General features: G+C 71.8%; 18 protein-coding genes and 2 pseudogenes. 11 read left to right on the top strand and 9 right to left on the bottom strand.

What is annotated here, in order from left to right:
- Nucleotides 1–295: 295 nt before the first annotated feature.
- A complete protein-coding gene (locus IEW07_RS14875) occupies nt 296–1,687 on the bottom strand; it encodes an aldehyde dehydrogenase family protein (RefSeq protein WP_188538606.1) in 1,392 nt (463 codons plus the stop codon).
- Nucleotides 1,688–1,920: 233 nt separating this feature from the next.
- Here IEW07_RS14875 and IEW07_RS14870 point away from each other — a divergent pair, with 233 nt between their 5' ends.
- The 5 genes from IEW07_RS14870 (at nt 1,921) to IEW07_RS14850 (ending at nt 5,537) form a co-directional block, all read left to right on the top strand.
- A complete protein-coding gene (locus IEW07_RS14870; RefSeq protein WP_188538604.1) occupies nt 1,921–2,622 on the top strand; it encodes an SDR family oxidoreductase in 702 nt (233 codons plus the stop codon).
- A gap of 157 nt (nt 2,623–2,779) precedes the next feature.
- Nucleotides 2,780–3,073, top strand: a complete 294-nt coding sequence (locus IEW07_RS14865; RefSeq protein WP_188538602.1) for an ArsR/SmtB family transcription factor — start codon at nt 2,780–2,782, stop codon at nt 3,071–3,073.
- On the top strand, nt 3,070–3,480 hold the full coding sequence (locus IEW07_RS14860) for a VOC family protein (RefSeq protein ID WP_188538600.1): 411 nt from the start codon (nt 3,070–3,072) through the stop codon (nt 3,478–3,480). Before IEW07_RS14865 ends, IEW07_RS14860 begins: the two co-directional genes overlap by 4 nt.
- Nucleotides 3,481–3,555: 75 nt before the next feature.
- Complete coding sequence (locus IEW07_RS14855; RefSeq protein WP_188538598.1) at nt 3,556–4,656, top strand: alanine racemase; 1,101 nt, start codon at nt 3,556–3,558, stop codon at nt 4,654–4,656.
- Nucleotides 4,657–4,853: 197 nt separating this feature from the next.
- Complete coding sequence (locus IEW07_RS14850) at nt 4,854–5,537, top strand: hypothetical protein (protein ID WP_188538596.1); 684 nt, start codon at nt 4,854–4,856, stop codon at nt 5,535–5,537.
- A 48-nt stretch (nt 5,538–5,585) separates the two neighbouring features.
- Here IEW07_RS14850 and IEW07_RS14845 read toward each other — a convergent pair whose 3' ends face one another.
- The 5 genes from IEW07_RS14845 to IEW07_RS14825 form a co-directional block, all read right to left on the bottom strand.
- Complete coding sequence (locus tag IEW07_RS14845) at nt 5,586–5,918, bottom strand: carboxymuconolactone decarboxylase family protein (protein WP_188538594.1); 333 nt, start codon at nt 5,916–5,918, stop codon at nt 5,586–5,588.
- A gap of 96 nt (nt 5,919–6,014) precedes the next feature.
- Complete coding sequence (locus IEW07_RS14840; protein ID WP_188538592.1) at nt 6,015–6,359, bottom strand: antibiotic biosynthesis monooxygenase family protein; 345 nt, start codon at nt 6,357–6,359, stop codon at nt 6,015–6,017.
- Between the two features lie 272 nt (nt 6,360–6,631).
- Nucleotides 6,632–7,204 carry a hypothetical protein gene (locus tag IEW07_RS14835; RefSeq protein ID WP_188538590.1) on the bottom strand — a complete coding sequence of 191 codons (573 nt, stop codon included), beginning with the start codon at nt 7,202–7,204 and terminating at the stop codon, nt 6,632–6,634.
- Nucleotides 7,205–7,589: 385 nt separating this feature from the next.
- Complete coding sequence (locus tag IEW07_RS21770; protein ID WP_188538588.1) at nt 7,590–7,685, bottom strand: hypothetical protein; 96 nt, start codon at nt 7,683–7,685, stop codon at nt 7,590–7,592.
- Nucleotides 7,678–7,998, bottom strand: a complete 321-nt coding sequence (locus IEW07_RS14825; RefSeq protein WP_371870236.1) for a MerR family transcriptional regulator — start codon at nt 7,996–7,998, stop codon at nt 7,678–7,680. Before IEW07_RS14825 ends, IEW07_RS21770 begins: the two co-directional genes overlap by 8 nt.
- A 345-nt stretch (nt 7,999–8,343) precedes the next feature.
- On the opposite strand from IEW07_RS14825, the gene IEW07_RS14820 reads away from it, so the two are divergent.
- Nucleotides 8,344–9,279: a glycosyltransferase family 2 protein gene (locus IEW07_RS14820; protein ID WP_188538586.1), complete on the top strand. Its 936-nt coding sequence runs from the start codon at nt 8,344–8,346 to the stop codon at nt 9,277–9,279.
- Between the two features lie 320 nt (nt 9,280–9,599).
- On the opposite strand, the gene IEW07_RS14815 is transcribed toward IEW07_RS14820, so the two are convergent.
- Nucleotides 9,600–10,544 (bottom strand): helix-turn-helix transcriptional regulator, encoded by a 945-nt coding sequence (locus IEW07_RS14815; protein ID WP_188538584.1) that lies wholly within the window; start codon nt 10,542–10,544, stop codon nt 9,600–9,602.
- Nucleotides 10,545–10,829: 285 nt separating this feature from the next.
- Between IEW07_RS14815 and IEW07_RS14810 the strand changes: the two genes are divergently transcribed.
- The gene (locus IEW07_RS14810) at nt 10,830–11,069 is read left to right on the top strand and encodes a hypothetical protein (protein WP_188538583.1); all 240 of its coding nucleotides are present in this window, start codon (nt 10,830–10,832) and stop codon (nt 11,067–11,069) included.
- Here the strand turns inward: IEW07_RS14810 and IEW07_RS14805 are convergent.
- Nucleotides 11,066–12,475, bottom strand: coding sequence for a phenylacetate--CoA ligase family protein (locus IEW07_RS14805; RefSeq protein ID WP_229741885.1), 1,410 nt, complete (start codon nt 12,473–12,475; stop codon nt 11,066–11,068). The genes IEW07_RS14810 and IEW07_RS14805 overlap by 4 nt on opposite strands.
- A gap of 71 nt (nt 12,476–12,546) precedes the next feature.
- The gene (locus IEW07_RS14800) at nt 12,547–13,071 is read right to left on the bottom strand and encodes an SRPBCC domain-containing protein (protein WP_188538582.1); all 525 of its coding nucleotides are present in this window, start codon (nt 13,069–13,071) and stop codon (nt 12,547–12,549) included.
- A 194-nt stretch (nt 13,072–13,265) separates the two neighbouring features.
- Here IEW07_RS14800 and IEW07_RS21765 point away from each other — a divergent pair.
- From IEW07_RS21765 to IEW07_RS14785, 4 genes and pseudogenes are all read left to right on the top strand, one after another.
- Nucleotides 13,266–13,919 (top strand): annotated as a pseudogene (locus tag IEW07_RS21765) (CAP domain-containing protein); the annotation flags it as partial.
- A 138-nt stretch (nt 13,920–14,057) separates the two neighbouring features.
- Nucleotides 14,058–14,651: pseudogene (locus tag IEW07_RS21640) on the top strand (S-layer homology domain-containing protein); the annotation flags it as partial.
- 162 nt (nt 14,652–14,813) lie between these two features.
- Nucleotides 14,814–16,013, top strand: a complete 1,200-nt coding sequence (locus IEW07_RS21860) for an S-layer homology domain-containing protein (RefSeq protein WP_188538580.1) — start codon at nt 14,814–14,816, stop codon at nt 16,011–16,013.
- Nucleotides 16,014–16,101: 88 nt separating this feature from the next.
- On the top strand, nt 16,102–16,818 hold the full coding sequence (locus IEW07_RS14785; RefSeq protein ID WP_188538578.1) for an SDR family NAD(P)-dependent oxidoreductase: 717 nt from the start codon (nt 16,102–16,104) through the stop codon (nt 16,816–16,818).
- Nucleotides 16,819–16,843: the final 25 nt, after the last annotated feature.

Raw genomic sequence — 16,843 nt, 5'->3', positions numbered from 1 at the left:
CGTAGCGCACAGAAGACATGGGTCAGGCCTCTTTCCCGGCAGGCACGTGCCGGACGATCCGAAGGAAGAAGAGCACTGTGCGAGGTGATCCACACCACACACATTTGTGATGCTACAGGCAATCATCTGTGATTTCTACGGTCGGGAGCGGGCGGGGCTCCGGGTATTCGCACGGCCACGAAACCGAGCCCCCATGCAGAAGCCCGGGACCGATCGAGGCGATCGGTCCCGGGCAACAGGTCCCCGGGCAGGTCCTGTGCAGGAGGCCCCGGGCAGGAGGTCCCGGGCTGGCGGCTCAGCCGCGGGCCGGCGGCATCTCCACGTGCACGACCTTCACCTGGGTCATCTCGTCGAGCAGCTCGGGGCCGTAGCCGAACCCCGCGCCGCTGGCCCTGCGCGGCTGCGCGGCCCCGCCCGGGGCGCCGCCGAAGACGTTGTTGACCTTCAGCGTCCCCACCGGCAGCTCGGCCACCGCCAGCTGCGCGTGGGCGATCCGCCCGGTCAGGACGGTCGCGGCCAGCCCGTAGCGGTCGGCGGCGGCCAGGCGCAGGCCCTCCCCGAAGCTGTCGACCACCTGGACCGGGGCCACGGGCCCGAAGGTCTCCTCCCGCATCACGGTCATCCCGGGAGCGCACTCCCGCAGGACGGTGGCCGGGTAGTGGGCCCCGGGACCCGCGGGCACCTCGGCGCCCTCGACCACGACCGCCCCCTGGGCGACGCTCTCCGCCACCTGGCGGTGGACCTCCTCCCGCATCAGCTCGTCGACGAGCGGGGCGAGCCCGCCCTCGGCGTTGCGGCGGCGGGCCTCCTCCGCGAGCGCGGCGAGGAAGGGCTCGGCCACCGCCCGGTGGACGTAGATCCGCTCGACCGCCACGCAGATCTGTCCCACGTTGGCGAACGCGCCGATGGCGGCCTGCTCGGCGGCCCAGGCGGGGTCCACGTCGTCGTCGACCACGAGGGCGTCGTTGCCGCCGTTCTCGCGGATGACGTGGGCGCCGCTCTCGACGCCGGCGCGGGCGATGGCCTCGCCGGTGGCGGTGGAGCCGACGTGGGCGAGGACGTCCACGTCCGGGTGGGCGGTGAGCTGCGCGCCGACGGCGGCGCCGCCGCTGACGGTGGTGAGGACGCCGGCGGGCAGGGCCTCGGCGAGGATCTCGCCGAGCCGGGCGCCCACGTGGGGGCACCGCTCGCTGGGCTTGTGCAGCACGGTGTTGCCGGTGACGATCGCGGCGCCCAGCAGGCCTGCGGCCACGGCCACGGGGTCGTTCCAGGGCGTGAGGGCGAGGACGACGCCGCGCGGCTCCGGCACGGTCCAGTCGGCAGCCAGGATGCTGCCGCGCAGGCTGTGGCCGCGGTGCACCGGGCCGAGCTCCGCGTACTGGTGCAGGGTGCCGACGCCGGCCATGACCCCGCCCAGGGACTCCTCGACGGGCTTGCCCGTCTCGCGGGCGTTGAGCTCGGCCAGCTCCTGGGCGTGCTCGGCCAGCCGGTCGGCGGCGGCGCGCAGGGCTTTGCCGCGCTCCTCGGGGGCGGTCCAGGCCCAGTCGCGGGCGGCGGCGCGCGCGGCGGCGACGGCGGCCCGGACCTCCTCCTCGGTGGCGGCGGGCACGGTCCCCACCAGGGAGCCGTCCCGGGGGTCCAGCACGGTCAGCTCGGTTGCGGGAGCGGTGGTGGCGGCGGGTGTCATGGGTCTCCTTCTCGGTGCTGGTGCAGTCCTGGTGCAGTGCTTTCTCGGTGGGTCCGGGACCCGGCGGGCCTGTCGTGATGAAGCATACTTACCGATCGCGCGGCACCGGTTACGGTAGCTGTGACCAGGCCGGCGCACCCGCGGCGGCCTGAGCGCTGTCCCCGCCCGGGACGGCACGCCCCGCCCGCGGTCCCCGCCGCGGGCGGCGCAGCGCACAGCAGAGAGGAAGTTGCATGAGTCTCCAGCCCACCAACCCCGGCCGTGTCCTGATCACCGGCGGGGCCTCGGGTCTCGGCGCCGCCCTGGTCGAGGCCGTCCGCGACAGCGGCGGCACGCCCATCGTCCTGGACCGGGACATCAGCTCGCTCAACGGCGTGACCGCCTACGAGGTGGACGTGGCGGACACCGCCGCCGTGACGGAGACGGTCCGGAAGGCCGCCGAGGCCGCGGGCGGGCTGGACGCCGTGGTCACCGCCGCCGGCATCGACCGGTGCGGCCGGCTCGAGGACGTCGCGATCGACGACTGGGAGAAGGTCGTGCAGGTCAACCTCTTCGGCACGGTCTCCGTGGTGCGGGCGGCCCTGCCGGCGCTGCGCGAGTCCCGGGGGCGGGTCGTCACCGTCGCCTCGACCCTCGCCCTGAAGGGCGTCTCCGACGCCACCGCGTACTGCGCCTCCAAGTTCGGCGTCCTGGGCTTCACCCAGGCCCTCGCCGCGGAGCTCAAGGGCGAGGTCGGCGTCACCCAGCTGATCCCCGGCGGCATGAAGACGCACTTCTTCGACGACCGCGACGAGCAGTACAAGCCGCAGGACGACTCCCAGCTCAACGACCCGGAGAACGTGGCCAGCGCGGTCCTGTTCGCCCTGGGCCAGCCCAAGGGCTGCGAGATCCGCGAGCTGTTCGTCGCCCACGCCGAGGAGGGCTCCTGGCCCTGAGCCGGCGGGCCCCCGCGGAACGGCCGGAGCCGGACGGGCTCATCCCGCACGGCTCCGGCCGTCCTTGTCCGAGGCCGGCGATCGCAGAGACTCCGGGCGCTCGAGCCGGCGCCTCGGACCCTTGACCGGCAACCAATGAGTTGCCTATGGTGCAGGGGTGGACCCGATCTTCCAGGCGCTGGCGCACCCCGCACGGCGGCTCCTCGTGGAGGAGCTGGCCGACCGCAACGACCAGACCCTTTTCGAGCTCACGGTGCGCCTGAACCAGGTCCACGGGCTGGCCATGACCCGCCAGGCCGTCACCAAGCACCTCGCCGTCCTGGGCGAGGCCGGCCTGGTGCGTGCCACCACGCAGGGCCGCACCACGGTCCACCACCTGGACCCTGCACCACTGACCGCCGCCCGTCAGTGGCTCGACGCCATTCCGCACACCCCGGAGGACCCCCGATGATCATCACGACCGCCAGCATCTTCGTCGACGACCAGGCCAAGGCCCTGGACTTCTACACCACCAAGCTCGGCTTCCAGCTCAAGACCGACGTGCCGGCCGGGCCCTTCCGCTGGCTGACCGTCGTCTCGCCCACGGCGCCGGACGGGGTGGAGCTGCTGCTGGAGCCCTCCGAGCACCCGGCCGTCCGCCCGTTCAAGGAGGCCCTGGTGGCCGACGGCATCCCGTTCAACAGCTTCGGCGTCGACGACGTGCAGGCCGAGTACGAACAGCTGACCGCCCTGGGCGTGCGCTTCGTGCAGGAGCCGGCACAGATGGGCCCCGTGACCACCGCGGTGCTCGACGACACCTGCGGCAACCTCATCCAGATCGCGGCCATGAACGCCCCCGAGTCCGGCACCACCGCCTGAGCTGGAGGCGGCGGTGACCGCCGATATTCTCCTGGAACACTGACCGACGCGCAGCCCCCGGACGGAAGGACGCTGATGAGCACGGTCCCAGAGGACATCGACACCCCGGAGATCATGATCGACCATGACGTCCTCCGGCGGAACATCGACCGGATGGCACGCACCGTGCAGGCCAAGGGCCTGGGCCTGCGCCCGCACGTGAAGACCCACAAGATCCCGGAGATCGCCGCGCTGCAGCTGGCCGCCGGAGCCGTCGGGCTGACCGTGGCCACCATCGGCGAGGCCGAGGTCTTCGTCGAGCACGGAGCCAGGGACGTGTTCATCGCCTACCCGCTGTGGATCGGGCCGCGCCAGGCGGAGCGACTGCGCCGCCTGGCCGCCACGGCCCGGATCGCGGTCGGAACGGATTCGGTGGAAGCTGTCGAGACCATGGCCGCCTCCCTCGGGGACGCCGCCGGCCGGATCGAGGTCCTGGTGGAGATCGACAGCGGCCACCACCGCAGCGGCATCGGCCCCGCCGCCGCCGTGGAGGTGGCCCGCGCCGCCGACCGGGCCGGGCTGCACGTCACCGGCGTCTTCACCTTCCCCGGCCACAGCTACGCCCCGGGCATGCCGACCACGGCGGTCGGGCAGGAGCAGGAGGCCCTGCGGGAGGCGTCCGAGCTGCTGGCGGCCGCCGGGTTCGACGTCACCCGGGTCAGCGGCGGCTCGACCCCCACCGCCACCCTCACCGAGGCGACGGCGGCCACGGAGGTCCGCCCCGGCGTCTACGTGTTCGGCGACGCCCAGCAGCTCGAGCTCGGGCGCTGTGCCGCGGAGGACATCGCCCTGACCATCGCGGCGACGGTCGTCAGCCGGCACGAGGGCGACGACGTCGTCCCCCGCAGGGTCGTCCTCGACGCGGGCAGCAAGATCGTCGGCGGTGACCGGCACGCCTGGGCCACCGGGTTCGGGCGGCTCCTCGACCATCCGCAGGCACGCATCACGGCGCTGTCGGAGCACCACGCCACCGTGGTCTGGCCCGGCGACGGCGAGCTGCCCGCCCTCGGACAGAGGCTGCGGGTGGTCCCCAACCACGTGTGCGTGGCCGTGAACCTCGTCGACGCCGTGTCCGTGCTCAGCGGCGGGAAGGTCGTGGACCGCTGGCGGGTCGCCGCCCGCGGCAGGAACAAGTAGTCCCGCCCGGCTCCGCCGCCTGCGGGAGGAACAAGTAGGGGCCCCGCAGGGAGTGGAGGCGGGGGCTCTAGACGTTTGTCCAGGTGGCACCGGGAACTGTCCCCTATTGGGTGGACGAGATTTCGGCGGGAGGAGCATGCACTCGCATCTAGACTGGAGCGACCCCCGCCGTCGTCCCCCAGGAAGGCCAGCCCGCCGTGGACACCCATCCCCCGTACGTGGTGGCCCGCGTCCCCATCGTCGTCCGGTGCCTGGACGCCCACGGACGTCCCGTCAGCCTCAGCACCCGCGCCCTGAGCCAGGGCTCCACCGATCTGCAGGACCTGCTCCGCTGGGCCTACGGCATCGTCCGGCCGCACCCGGGCGCCGAGACCGTCACCGTCTCCTTCCTGGAGGAGCCCGACGGGCGCCTGCAGCTCGAGTACCTGGTGGTGGACCGGGCGATGGCCCCGCGGCGCTGGTTCCACCGCCGCTGCCCCCGCCGGGCGGAAGAGGTCCAGACGGCGCTGATGCAGGCCACCATCGCCGTCACCACCCTGGTGGAGACCGTCGGGTCGCTGGCCACGGCGTGCTCGGCGCGCTGGGAGGACAACGACAGCCCCGACTTCGTCAATCTGGTGCTCGACGACACCTACGTCCAGCGCGTGCCCCGCACCGTCGTCGAGGCCCTGGAGGACCCGGCCGCCATGGACCTGCTGCGCGGGACGCTGACGCTGTTCGTCGAGAACGGCGTGGAGCAGCTGATCATCGGCAAGGACCCCGAGATCCCCGGCCGCTACCGGGAGACGGTGGTGGGCCGCTCCCCCGCCCTGATGCGCTTCCTGGCGGGCGAGCCCCTGCCTCCACTGGTCGACGGGCTGCAGGGACCGGGACGCTCCTGACCGGTCTCCCGGGCGCTGCCCGGCACCTCTGCGTGAGGACGGGGCGGCTCAGACGTCGTCGAAGATCTTGAAGGCCATGGTGCCGTGGGTGACGGCGGCTCCAGCGCCCAGGGCGGCGGCGACCATGGAGGCCTCGGCGATCTGCGCCTTGGTCGCCCCTGCCTTCTTGGCATTGGTCACGTGGACCTGGACGCAGTACGGGCACTGGGAGGAGATGGCCACGCCCACCGCGATCAGTTCCCGGTTCAGGCGGTCGATCGCCCCGCCGTCGCGGCCGACCGTCCCGTCGAACGTGACGAAGGCCTGGAACTCGGGGCCGGCCAGTTCCTTGTACTCGGCCAGCCGTTTCAGGTCCTCGGGAGAGTGGTAGTGCTCTGCCATGACTGGGTCCTTTCTCTGTCCTCAGTGGCCCCGACCCTACTCCCGGCACCCCGGCTACGCCATGGCCCCGCAGGGTGCGCCCGGCACCGGTCTCCCCTATGACGGCGAGGCGCTCTCCGGCCCGGCCGCCGGGTCCGGTGGGATGGGCAGGTCGGCGTAGCCGACCTCGTACTCCACCGTGCTGAGCACGCGCGAGCCCGAGGTGGCCGCAGCGCTCTCCCGGATCCGCTCGGCGCCCTGGCGGGTGGCCGCCAGAGCGTCCTCGTCATCCCAAAGGGTGATCGAGACGGACTGGCCGGTGCTGCGCTCGATCAGGCTCAGGGCGCCGCGGTATCCGGGCATCCCCTGGATCTGGGACATGACCTCCTCGCGCAGGGAGGCCAGCCCGGCGTCGTAGTCCTCCGGATAACCGCTCTCGTAGGTGCTGATCCGTGCGTACATCCGAGCTCACTCCCTACCCTCCCCATGGCTCAGGTGCCGGTCACCGCCTGCCGGTGGCCCGGTGCTCCGCGCTGGGGGGAGGTCGTGTTCTGTTCGTCCGGGCAGGTTACGCCCAAGGTCGAGCGGGCAGCGAGCACGACCTCGCCGCAGGGGTCGTCCCTTCCGGATCGTGGGCGCTGGAACGGCTCCCTCCATGGTGGCGGGATGGCCGGAACAGTTCTGCTGGGCCTGAGCAGGTGCGCCAGGGTGACAGTGGCACCGGCGCCGGCCCTTCAGAAGGTGACGTGCTGAGCCATCCCGTGGAGCTGGTGGATCCGGTAGCTCTGCAGTGCTCCTGAAGGCCCGGGGGGAAGGACGAAGGCACTGGAACGGTCGGTGGTTTCGATGCCGAGGGTCTCGAACTCGGCCTCCGCTCCGGGGGCCACGCGGACCGTGGGCACGATGAGCGTGAAGGTGCGGATAAAGGCGTCGGCGAGGTGCTCGATCGTGACGGTCACCAGCTCCCCCCACGTGGCGCCGACGCGCGTGATCTCCTCACCGCGGAAGCTGAGCTGCCGTCCGGCGTCTTCGTAGGAGACCAGCGGTGTCCCTGCGATGCTGGAGCGCGAGTAGACCACGCGGACCGGTTCGAGGATCTCGAACAGGTTGGCGTCCGCCAGGCCGCCGGCAACGGCCTGCGTCGCCGGGGCGACAGCAGCATGGGCGGGAGCAGCGCCACCCGACGGGGTGACACCGGTGACGGCCAGCGCGGTCAGTGCCGTACCGGAGGTGAGAAGACCACGCCGGGAGATCGCTGAGGGAGGGGCGGCCGAGGTCGACGCGACCGAAGGATGATGGTGCCGCATGATGTGCTCCTGACATTCGCGGGGCCGTCTGCCTGATGTCCCGAGGCTGTCCCACTCGGCATCGGGCGGGTCGCCGCCGGGGTCCCGAGAGGGATCCTCCGGCAGCGGGACGTGACCGTCCCAGCATCACGTTCTGCCCGTTATCCGCGGATGACTACCCGGCCGGAAAGAGCTCGCCGCCTGGTCACCGACGTCAGCCACCGAGTGCTCGATGCCGACGTCGATCTGGCTGCTGGTGGGGCAACGGAGGCTCTGATGAACCGCCCGGTCGTCCCGCTCAGCCACGTCGATGAGCTGGTCTGCAATCATGTCCCGTCAGGTGAGGATGGGGCTCTGGGAGAGCTGACCGCCGACCTGCTGAATGCGCACTGGGCCGTCCACGACGTCACAGGTGGTGTTCGGCGTAGACCTTCAGCGCATCGCGCACGAAGCCCGCCTTCTGCTCGCAGCCGTAGGTCTCGGCGAAACGAGGGTCAGCCACGTACATCTCGCCGAGGCCGAGCACGTACTCCTTCGCCGGACCCGCGGTCCCGCTCCTGCTCGAGCAGGGCCAGATGGGTGCGCAGGGCGTCGGTGACCTCCTGCTCCCCGTCGAGCACATCGGCGATCACCGCCAGGGAGAGCCCCAGCCGGCGCAGCAACAGGATCCGCTGCAGCCGGAGCAGCGCGTCCCCGTCGTAGTACCGCACCCCACCCGATCCGGTGCGGGAGGGAGGCAACAGGGCGATCTGTCCGTAGTGGCGCAGCGTACGGCTGTGGTGCCGCTGAGCTTCGAGACCTCCTGGATGGACCACTCCGTCGTTCCTCCGTCCGCCATCGACAAGAACCACCCTCTCAGGTGACGCAACGTCAACCGCAAGTGGTGAGGGCCGCTCCTGCCGGCCCCGCGAATTACGCAGCCCGTCGACCACCGCCGGCATCACGGACAGTACTGCCAGGACCTTCGGCTTGAGCTGCGGTCTTCGTGCTGCGCGACCTCACCCACCTGCCCGTCGTTCCCGTCCCGGGCACTGCAGGAGATGCCCCGATGTCCTGGCCCGGACGGACAGCTCTCGTGCCGGCCGACACATTGACCGGCTCATCCGCTCAGACGCCCACAGAACGCGAAAGCGGCGGCTGGTGTCCCATACCATGGGGGCATGCCCCCACGTCATCGCGCCGGTCCACCCGGTGTCGGCGTGGTGATCCCGGCCTACAACGAAGAAGCAGTCCTCCGCCGTTGCCTGGAGGCGGTGCTGAGCCAGACGGTGCCCGCCGAGCAGATCATCGTCGTCGACAACGCCTCCACGGACGGCACCCGTGCCGTGGTAACCCGGGTCCAGGCCGAGCACCCGGAGGCACCCCTGCTCCTCATCGAGCAGAACGCGGCGCAAGGACTGGTCCCCACCCGCAACGCCGGCCTCGATGCAGCCGACGCCGAGGTGCTGGGTCGCATCGACTCGGACTCCGTGCTCACCCCAGACTGGGTCGAGCAGGTCCAGGACGCGTTCACGGACCCGGAGTTGGCCGCCGTCACCGGGCCGGTGCTCTACTACGACCTGCCGCTGCCCCGGCTGGGACTGGCCCTGGACCATGCCGGACGGCACCTGATGATGAAACGGATCGCGGACCGGCACCCGTTCCTCTACGGCTCCAACATGGCCATCCGCCGCACAGCCTGGCACCAGATCCGCTCCGAGGTCTGCCGGGACGAGCGCGACCGGATGCACGAGGACATCGATCTGTCCCTGCACCTGCGCGAGCACGGACTGACGATCGCCTACCGCCCGGCCATGATCACCGGGGTCTCGGCCCGGCGCATGGACGACTCCCCCGCCCAGTTCCGTGACTACGTCGGCCGCTACCGGCGCACCTACAGCGCACACCAGGTCACCAGCCCCGTCCCCTCCACCGCCACGATCATCCTCCGATCCCTGTACTGGCCCCTGAAACTCCTCAGATGGCTGCGCCGGCCCCGGTGCTCCCTGACGGATCAATGGAGGGTTCACAGTGCCGCGCGCACTCCTCCGCGGTATCCCCCAGGAGTCCCCGATCCTGGAATCGGGATCGGGGGTGAAGGTCATGGAATGGCCTGAGGAGCAGATCCGCCATCCGACAACAGGCACCGGCCCAGCAGGGAACCAACGCTTCTGACCGGATCAGAAGCAGGTCCGTGATCCGTGTCCGGCTCAGACGCCCGTCGCCGCCAGAGGCACGCCCCCGACAGCCGCCGGCGGCCTCCCGCGGCCGGCGTCCATGGCCCGGGCATGGGAGGACTCCAGCCGGGCGCCGAGGAGGGACGCCGTCCCGATGATCGGTCCGAGCACCCAGGCCGACGCCGGTCCGGCGAAGATCAAGAGCCTCCGCGCAACGACGAAGAGCATCCGCACACCCGCTGCGGGGGCGGGGTCGTCCGTCACCGGCGGAGGGTCCTGCTGGGGGGAGCTCCGTAGGCGGCGCGGTAGTGACGGGCGAAGCGCCCGGGCTGGGCGAAGCCCCACCGGGCGGCGATGGCCGCGACGGTGTCCCCGGCCGTGGGGTCGGCCGCGACGAGGTCGGCGTGGGCCCCGGCCAGCCGCGCCCGGCGCAGGTACTGGTCGGGGGTGAGCCCCAAGGGGTGGTTGGCGCGGAAGGCCTGGGCCAGGGCGCGGGTGGTGGTGTTGGCCGCACGGGCGGCGTCCTCGACCGTGATCGGCTCGTGGGCGTGGTCGTCGAAGAACTGCTGGGCGATGCGGTAGCGGCGGGTCTGGGCGGCCATGGACAGCGAGCGCAGTTCGCGGTCGCCGGTCAGCGGGAAGCACTCGAGCATCGCCACGGCCAGGTGCCGGGTGAGCTCTGCCCGCACCAGGGGCGCCTCGAAGGCACCGGAGTCCACCGTGTCGGCGGCCAGCCGGGCCAGGGAGGACCAGTAGCGGCCCAGCGCCGCACTGGCCGGGTGGGAGGAGTCGAAGGCCACCGGGATGTCCTCGGTGCCGTAGACGGTGTCGGCGACCTCCTGCAGCAGGTGCGCGGTGAGATAGATGTTGGTTGACCGGAGGGCTCCGGCCACGACCAGAGCCGGGTGGTGCGGGCGGAACAGGACCGGGCTGCCGACCGTGCCGGTCTCCTGGGCCGTCTGCCAGTCGTAGCGGGACCCCTGCACGTCGACGACGCCGAAGATCGAGGTGTCGCCCCAGGTGGAGAAGTCCCCGCCCAGGCTGAGCCGGGCCACGGTCAGGTGCTCGTCGCCGGCGCGGGACTCCCGATAGGAGAAGCCGGTGCCGGACGGGCCGAAGGAGAACCGCACACCGAGGGTCTCGAACAGCAGGGTCACGGCCTCCGGCTCGGTGGCCGTCAGCTCGGTGTGGAGAACCTCGCTCACCGGACTGCTCCTGGTCCGGGCGCGGCACCGGGCACGGGCGGAGCCGACCGGCCCCGCCCGCGGAGGGGCAGCGCGCACGTGGCCAAGCCAGGACCCTTTTCGTCGAGGAACAGCTCACCGCGACGGTGATGAGCTCCCATGATCCTCGCCGTGTCCGGCTGCCAGCAAGCACCCCGGGGATGACCGTCATCTTCGCGCAGGCTCTGGGGACCGCTCGTCATGGACCGCAGACTGTCCGCAGCGGGCCGATCAGCAGGGATCCGCCCCGGTCGAGAGGAAGTTCCCATGGACGTCCGGATCGTGGAGACGCTGGCCATGCTCGAGATCGGTGACGGGGTGCTCACCGCTCTGTTCCCGGTGGAGCACTACTCCCGGTGGGAGTTCGGGCCGTGGGCGCCGGCCATGGCGTGGTTCAAGGAGCGCCCGGGACTGACCCGAGCCCTCGGTGTGGCGCAGACGGTGGCAGCCGTGGCCGTGGCCGCAAGCCTGTCGAAGACCCCGGGACCGGCCTGGACGAAGTCCTAGACCGGCAGTGGGACGACGGTGCGGTACTTGCCGCCGGCGGTCTGCTCCGGGCCCTCCGCGGCCCGTTCGACGGTGACGTGGGCCAGGCCCAGGCCGGTGAGCAGTCCGGTCATCCCCGTGAGCACGGCGCCCCACACCTGCTCCGGGTCGGACCCGGTCGCCGCGAGCAGCCGCACCCGCAGCACCGCGGGGGCGGTCTGCACGACCTGGAACAGCTCCACCCCGGGGGTGCGGTCGACGACGGTGCCCAGCGCCAGCGGCGGCACCGTCACCCGGCCCTGACCGTCGGCGGCGGGGAACGTGAGCACGTCCGAGGCCCGCCCCTGCACCCGGATCGCCGGGGCCGGGTCCCCGCACTCGCACGGACCGGGCCGGACCAGGACGCGGTCGCCCACGTCGTAGCGGATGATCGGCTGCACCCGGTTGGCCAGGTTCGTCATCAGCACCGTGTGGGACTCCGTCCCCGGTGGCACGGGCCGGTGGTCGGCGTCGACGGCTTCCACGATCACCCAGTCGTCCAGCAGGTGCAGCCAGCCCCGGGCGCAGCTGTACGCGGCGTAGCCGGTCTCGGTGCACCCGTAGACCTCCCGCACCACGGCTCCGAACGCCCGCTCCATGCGGGAGCGGTCGTCCGCCGGCAGGCCCTCGGCGGTGCTGACCACCAGCACAGGCCGCAGGTGCAGCCGCCCGGCCTCCTGCTCCCCGGCGAGCAGGCGCAGGACGCTGGCGTACCCGAGCATGTAGGCCGGGTCGAAGCTGTTCAGCCGGGCCACCAGATCCGGCAGCGGCTCGTGGACCGAGAACAGCCCGAGCATCCGGTGGCGCCGGGGCTTCTCCCGCTTCTCGCGGGTGCTGGTGGCCACGGCGAGGAAGTGGCCGCCGGTGGCGATCAGCGCGGCGAACCGCGCCCCGCGGGCCACCATCCGCGCCAGGTCGCGCCAGGACAGCCACGTCCTGCCCATGATGCTCATCAGGCCCGAAGCGACCGTCCAGTTCCGGTCGTCCAGGACGAAGATCCCCCGCCGGCCGGTGGTCCCGCCGGTCGTGGCCACCAGGTACTTCCCCGTGAACCGCTCCCCGATCCGGGCCGGATCCGCCACGAACGCCTGGACCGCCTCCAGGGTCACCGCCGGGTCCGTGACCACCTCGTCGAAGTGAGCCATCAGCTCGCGCTTGTCCGTCACCGGCAACGACGTGACGTCGTCGACGCGCTCGGGCAGGTCCTGGTAGAGCCGCCGGTAGTAGGCGGAGTGCTCCCGGGCGAAGGCCACGAGCTCCGCCAGCCGCTCCTGCTGCCGCAGCCGGATCGCTTCGGGGCCCTGGCGGCGGGCGCGGAGGGCGTCCCACCACACCCAGGCCGCACTGTCGGCCCGGTCAGCTCCTGCGGACCCGCGTCGTCTCCCCATGGCACGACTCTAGGAACCGCTCCTCCCACAGGACAGACCCGCCGGGAACGTGACGGCCGGGGAGCCGCGGGTCAGCGGCCTTCCGGGGCCGGCACGCTCCCGGCCGGCTCCTGCTGCACCAGCTGCTCGAGCCGGCGCAGCGTCGCGGCGACCTGCTCGGCGCCGACCACCGGGAAGTTCTTCTTCGCCAGCACCTCGGGGTCGGTGATCGAACCCCAGTCGCAGTAGTTGGTCACGGCCGTGGAGCCGTCTACCTGCGGGTCCAGCGTCCAGCCCCACCGCCAGCCCTGCGGCGGCTGCCCGTAGTCGGCCACCAGCCACTCCAGGGCGCGCTCGGGCTTCAGGCGGGTCACGAAGTTCTCCACCCGGTACTCGCGCTCGCCGTCCGTCCACAGCATCTCCATCACAAACCGCTGCCCCTCCTCGGTGAGGGGCTCGGTGCCCTCGGCGGCCCGGACCATCCCGGAGCCGTCGAAGTCGGCGTGCCGGGCGGGATCGGCCAGCAGCTCGTAGATCGCCCTGGCGGGCGCGTCGATCACCGTGGTGACGCGGACGTCGGTGGGGCCGGATTCGTCGGTCGTCTCGAATTCACTCATGGGACCAGACTGGTAGAGGCACAGCGGGAACGCAAAGGCGCTGGACGTCCGGCGCCCTGGGCGGCGTACCCCTCCGGGGGGACGAAGTGGACGCCGGTCATCGCGTCACCTGCGGAGCGACCCGCCGCCGTTCCCGGCAATGACCCACACCGTTCCCCGGGAGACGGCCCCTGGACATAAGTTTGCTCCAGTACATGCAGAGTCGGCGATCGTCTTCGCATGCTCCCCCCCCCCCCCCCCCCCCCCAGAAATCCCCCGAGCTCCCCAACTCCTCGAGACAGACCTCCCCCCGGACAGAAGCAGGAACAGCCATGAGAACGTCCATCAGCCGTGCGCTGGTCGCGGCCCCCACCGCAGCCGTCATCACCTTCGGCGGATTTACCGGAGCCTTCGCCACCGAGGCCCCCGTTGCCGCTGAGTCCCCGGTGGGCGCCGTCGCCGCCCAGACCACACCGGGGACCGACGTCACCGCCGAGGCGGCCCGCAATAACTACTCGACGGCGTGGATGTGGGAGATCCGGACGGCCTTCGAGGAGGTCAACCGGCGGCGCGAGGCCGCAGGCCTGGCGCCCGTCGTCTACAACGTCCACCTCTCGCGGGCCGCCCAGGCATCCGCCAACCGGAGCGGGGACACCGCTGACTTCCTGCCCGGAGGCAGCGAGGAGCCCACGGCTCCCGCTGACACGCCCCGCGGCATGCCGTCCGGGGGCACCTATCTGGGGCAGACCTCGATCACTATGCACACCTACTCCCACTACCTGGACGATGAGAACCACGACGCCCGCGAGACCTACACGGGCTATCCGGACGACTTCGAGCAGAAGGTGCTCGACCCCCGCGTCACGCACGTGGGGATCGGCGGGATTTACGTCGACATCCAGAGCGAGGATCTGGAAGTGAACCACCTGGTCCTGGACCTCTGGCAGTACCCGGAGTCGGCCAGGGTCCTCGGCAGCCACCAAGATCCCTGGAGCGCCGATCCCGGATCCTTCCTGCCGCCCGCTGCCTCCCCGTTCGCGGACGTCGCCACGGACCAGCAGTTCTACAAGGAGATGTCCTGGCTCGCGGACCGCGGCATCTCCACCGGGTGGGACGACGGGACCTACCGGGCCCTGCAGCCGATCAACCGCGACGCCATGGCCGCATTCCTCTACCGCCTGGCCGGGGAACCCGAGTACACGGCGCCGGCCGTCTCCCCTTTCGCGGACGTCGCCACGGACCAGCAGTTCTACAAGGAGATGGCCTGGCTCTCGGACCAGGGCATCTCCACCGGCTGGACGGAAGTCGACGGCACCCGCACCTACCGAGCCCTGCAGCCGATCAACCGCGACGCCATGGCCGCATTCCTCTACCGCCTGGCCGGGGAACCGGAGTACGCGCCGACAGCACCCTCCCCTTTCGCGGACGTCGCCGCGAACCAGCGGTTCGCCACCGAGATGGCCTGGCTCGCCGAGCAGGGCATCTCCACCGGCTGGACCGACCGGACCGGCGCCCACACCTACCGGCCGCTGCAGCCCATCAACCGCGACGCCATGGCCGCCTTCACGTATCGTTACGCCGCAACCACGAGCCCGAGGTAGGGCGCTTCGGCCGAGCCGTCGCGCCAACGGACGATCCGCGCGACGGCCTCGGGCGACGCCCTCGCCCGACTGCACGGGTCGGCGTATATTTGCCTTCATAAACGTGGCGAACCGCCGGGTCCGATCCCCCCGACCCTCCCCCCGAACGAATCAGGAACTGCCATGAGAACGTCCATCAGGCGTGCGCTGGTCGCGGCCCCCACCGCGACCCTCCTCACCGTCTCCGGACTCACCGGAGCCCTCGCCGTCGAGTCCGCCCCGGCCCCTGAGTCCACCTCGGTGGTGACCACTGCGTCGGCCGACGGGTGGGACTGGCGGCAGTACGAACGCGGGGACAACGTGACCAGTGCCGAGATCCTCAACCAGGTCAACTGCCTGCGCGCCGTCGCGGGCGTCCAGCCGGTGGCCGTCAACACCACCCTCTCCGCACTCGCCCAGGCGGCCGCGGACCTGCGCGCCGGCCGCGGCACCGGCTCCACCACCCCCGGGAAGGCACCCAGCGGCGGGACCTACCACGGCCAGGTCCAGTCCTCGCGGTACTTCAACGAGGAGGACCTGCGGTCCGTCAACGACTCCCCCGGTCTCCGGGAGAAGCTGACGGATCCGCGGACCACCCACGTGGGCATCGGCCGCGCCTACTCCCCGCAGATGGACGAGGAGGGCTGGTGGTCGGAGCACGTCGTCGTCGACCTCTGGCAGTACCCGGCGGGGGCCGCGGTGCCCGGCACCGTGGCGAGCACCGTCCCCGACTGCCCGGACCACTGGGTCCCGCCGGCGGTCTCCCCCTTCAAGGACGTGACCACCACCCAGCAGTTCTACAAGGAAATGGCCTGGCTGGCCGACCGGAAGATCTCGACGGGCTGGGTCGAGGCGGACGGGTCCCGGACGTACCGCCCGCTGCAGACGATCAAGCGGGACGCCATGGCCGCGTTCCTGTACCGGATGGCAGGGTCACCCGACTACACGCCGCCGAAGGTCTCCCCCTTCAAGGACGTGACCACCACCCAGCAGTTCTACAAGGAGATGGCCTGGCTCGCGGAGAACCGCATCTCCACCGGCTGGGACGACGGCACCTACCGCCCGGGGCAGACCGTCAACCGCGACGCCATGGCCGCCTTCCTCTACCGCCTGGCGGCCTACTGGAACGGGGGGTACGTCGAGCACACCCCGCCGGTCGACTCCCCCTTCACGGACGTGTCCCCCGGCCAGCAGTTCTACGCCGAGATGACCTGGCTCGCCGCGAACGAGATCTCCACCGGCTGGGACGACGGCAGCTACCGCGCGCTGCTGCCGGTGAACCGCGACGCCATGGCCGCCTTCCTCTTTCGCCTGGACGGCTACCACCGGGGCCTCACCTACTGACCCGCCCGGCCCAGCCGTGTCCGGGTCCTCCCTGGCGCCCGCTGTGCGAGCATGTGCCCGGAACGGTCGGACGAGGAGCGGAGCCGCAGTGGGACGTCTCGAGGGGAAGGTCGCGCTGGTCACCGGCGGGGCACGCGGCATCGGGGCCGCAGTGGCGGCGCGACTGGCGGCCGAGGGAGCCCGCGTCGTCGTCGGGGACGTCTCCTTCCCGGACGAAGCGGACGCCCGTCGCGACGACGACGCCGTGCTCGCCGTCCGGCTCGACGTCACCTCTCCGCAGGACTGGGCGCGCGCGGTGCAGGCGGCGGTCGGGACGTTCGGAGGACTCGACGTCCTGGTCAACAACGCCGGCGTCTCCCATGTGGCCCCGATCGCGGAGCACCCGGCCGAGCAGTGGGAGCACGTCCTGGCCGTGAACCTCACCGGTCCCTTCCACGGCATCCAGGCCGCCGTGCCCGCCATGCGAGCGCGCGGCGGCGGGTCGATCGTCAACCTCTCCTCCACGGCCGGGCTGCGCGGCTTCCGGGCCGCACCGGGCTACTCGGCCTCCAAGTTCGGCCTCCGCGGTCTCACCCGCAGCGCGGCGCTGGACCTGGGCCCGGAGCGGATCCGGGTCAACGCGGTCCTGCCCGGCTTCGTCCGGACGCCGGCGACAGAGGAGATCGTGGCCGATCCCGCCCTGCTGGCGCTCGGGCGCACGGCGGACCCGGACGAGATCGCCGGGACGGTGCTCTACCTGGCCTCGGACGACGCCTCGTTCGTCACCGGCGCCGAGTTCGTCGTGGACGGCGGCGAGACCGCCTGAGGCGCTGCACCCCTCGCACTCGGGG

The organism is Kocuria dechangensis, from assembly GCF_014636775.1.
Lineage (GTDB): Bacteria > Actinomycetota > Actinomycetes > Actinomycetales > Micrococcaceae > Kocuria > Kocuria dechangensis.
This window is presented reverse-complemented; position numbering and strand designations above follow the sequence as displayed.

What these genes read in the sequence shown, in the direction of transcription:
- IEW07_RS21860 (WP_188538580.1), top strand. Translation starts at nt 14,814, where the DNA reads ATGAGAACGTCCATCAGGCGTGCGCTGGTCGCGGCCCCCACCGCGACC.
- IEW07_RS14875 (WP_188538606.1), bottom strand. Translation starts at nt 1,687, where the DNA reads ATGACACCCGCCGCCACCACCGCTCCCGCAACCGAGCTGACCGTGCTG.
- IEW07_RS14840 (WP_188538592.1), bottom strand. Translation starts at nt 6,359, where the DNA reads ATGTACGCACGGATCAGCACCTACGAGAGCGGTTATCCGGAGGACTAC.
- IEW07_RS14870 (WP_188538604.1), top strand. Translation starts at nt 1,921, where the DNA reads ATGAGTCTCCAGCCCACCAACCCCGGCCGTGTCCTGATCACCGGCGGG.
- IEW07_RS14805 (WP_229741885.1), bottom strand. Translation starts at nt 12,475, where the DNA reads ATGGGGAGACGACGCGGGTCCGCAGGAGCTGACCGGGCCGACAGTGCG.
- IEW07_RS14800 (WP_188538582.1), bottom strand. Translation starts at nt 13,071, where the DNA reads ATGAGTGAATTCGAGACGACCGACGAATCCGGCCCCACCGACGTCCGC.
- IEW07_RS14810 (WP_188538583.1), top strand. Translation starts at nt 10,830, where the DNA reads ATGGACGTCCGGATCGTGGAGACGCTGGCCATGCTCGAGATCGGTGAC.
- IEW07_RS14845 (WP_188538594.1), bottom strand. Translation starts at nt 5,918, where the DNA reads ATGGCAGAGCACTACCACTCTCCCGAGGACCTGAAACGGCTGGCCGAG.
- IEW07_RS14820 (WP_188538586.1), top strand. Translation starts at nt 8,344, where the DNA reads ATGCCCCCACGTCATCGCGCCGGTCCACCCGGTGTCGGCGTGGTGATC.
- IEW07_RS14835 (WP_188538590.1), bottom strand. Translation starts at nt 7,204, where the DNA reads ATGCGGCACCATCATCCTTCGGTCGCGTCGACCTCGGCCGCCCCTCCC.
- IEW07_RS14860 (WP_188538600.1), top strand. Translation starts at nt 3,070, where the DNA reads ATGATCATCACGACCGCCAGCATCTTCGTCGACGACCAGGCCAAGGCC.
- IEW07_RS14855 (WP_188538598.1), top strand. Translation starts at nt 3,556, where the DNA reads ATGAGCACGGTCCCAGAGGACATCGACACCCCGGAGATCATGATCGAC.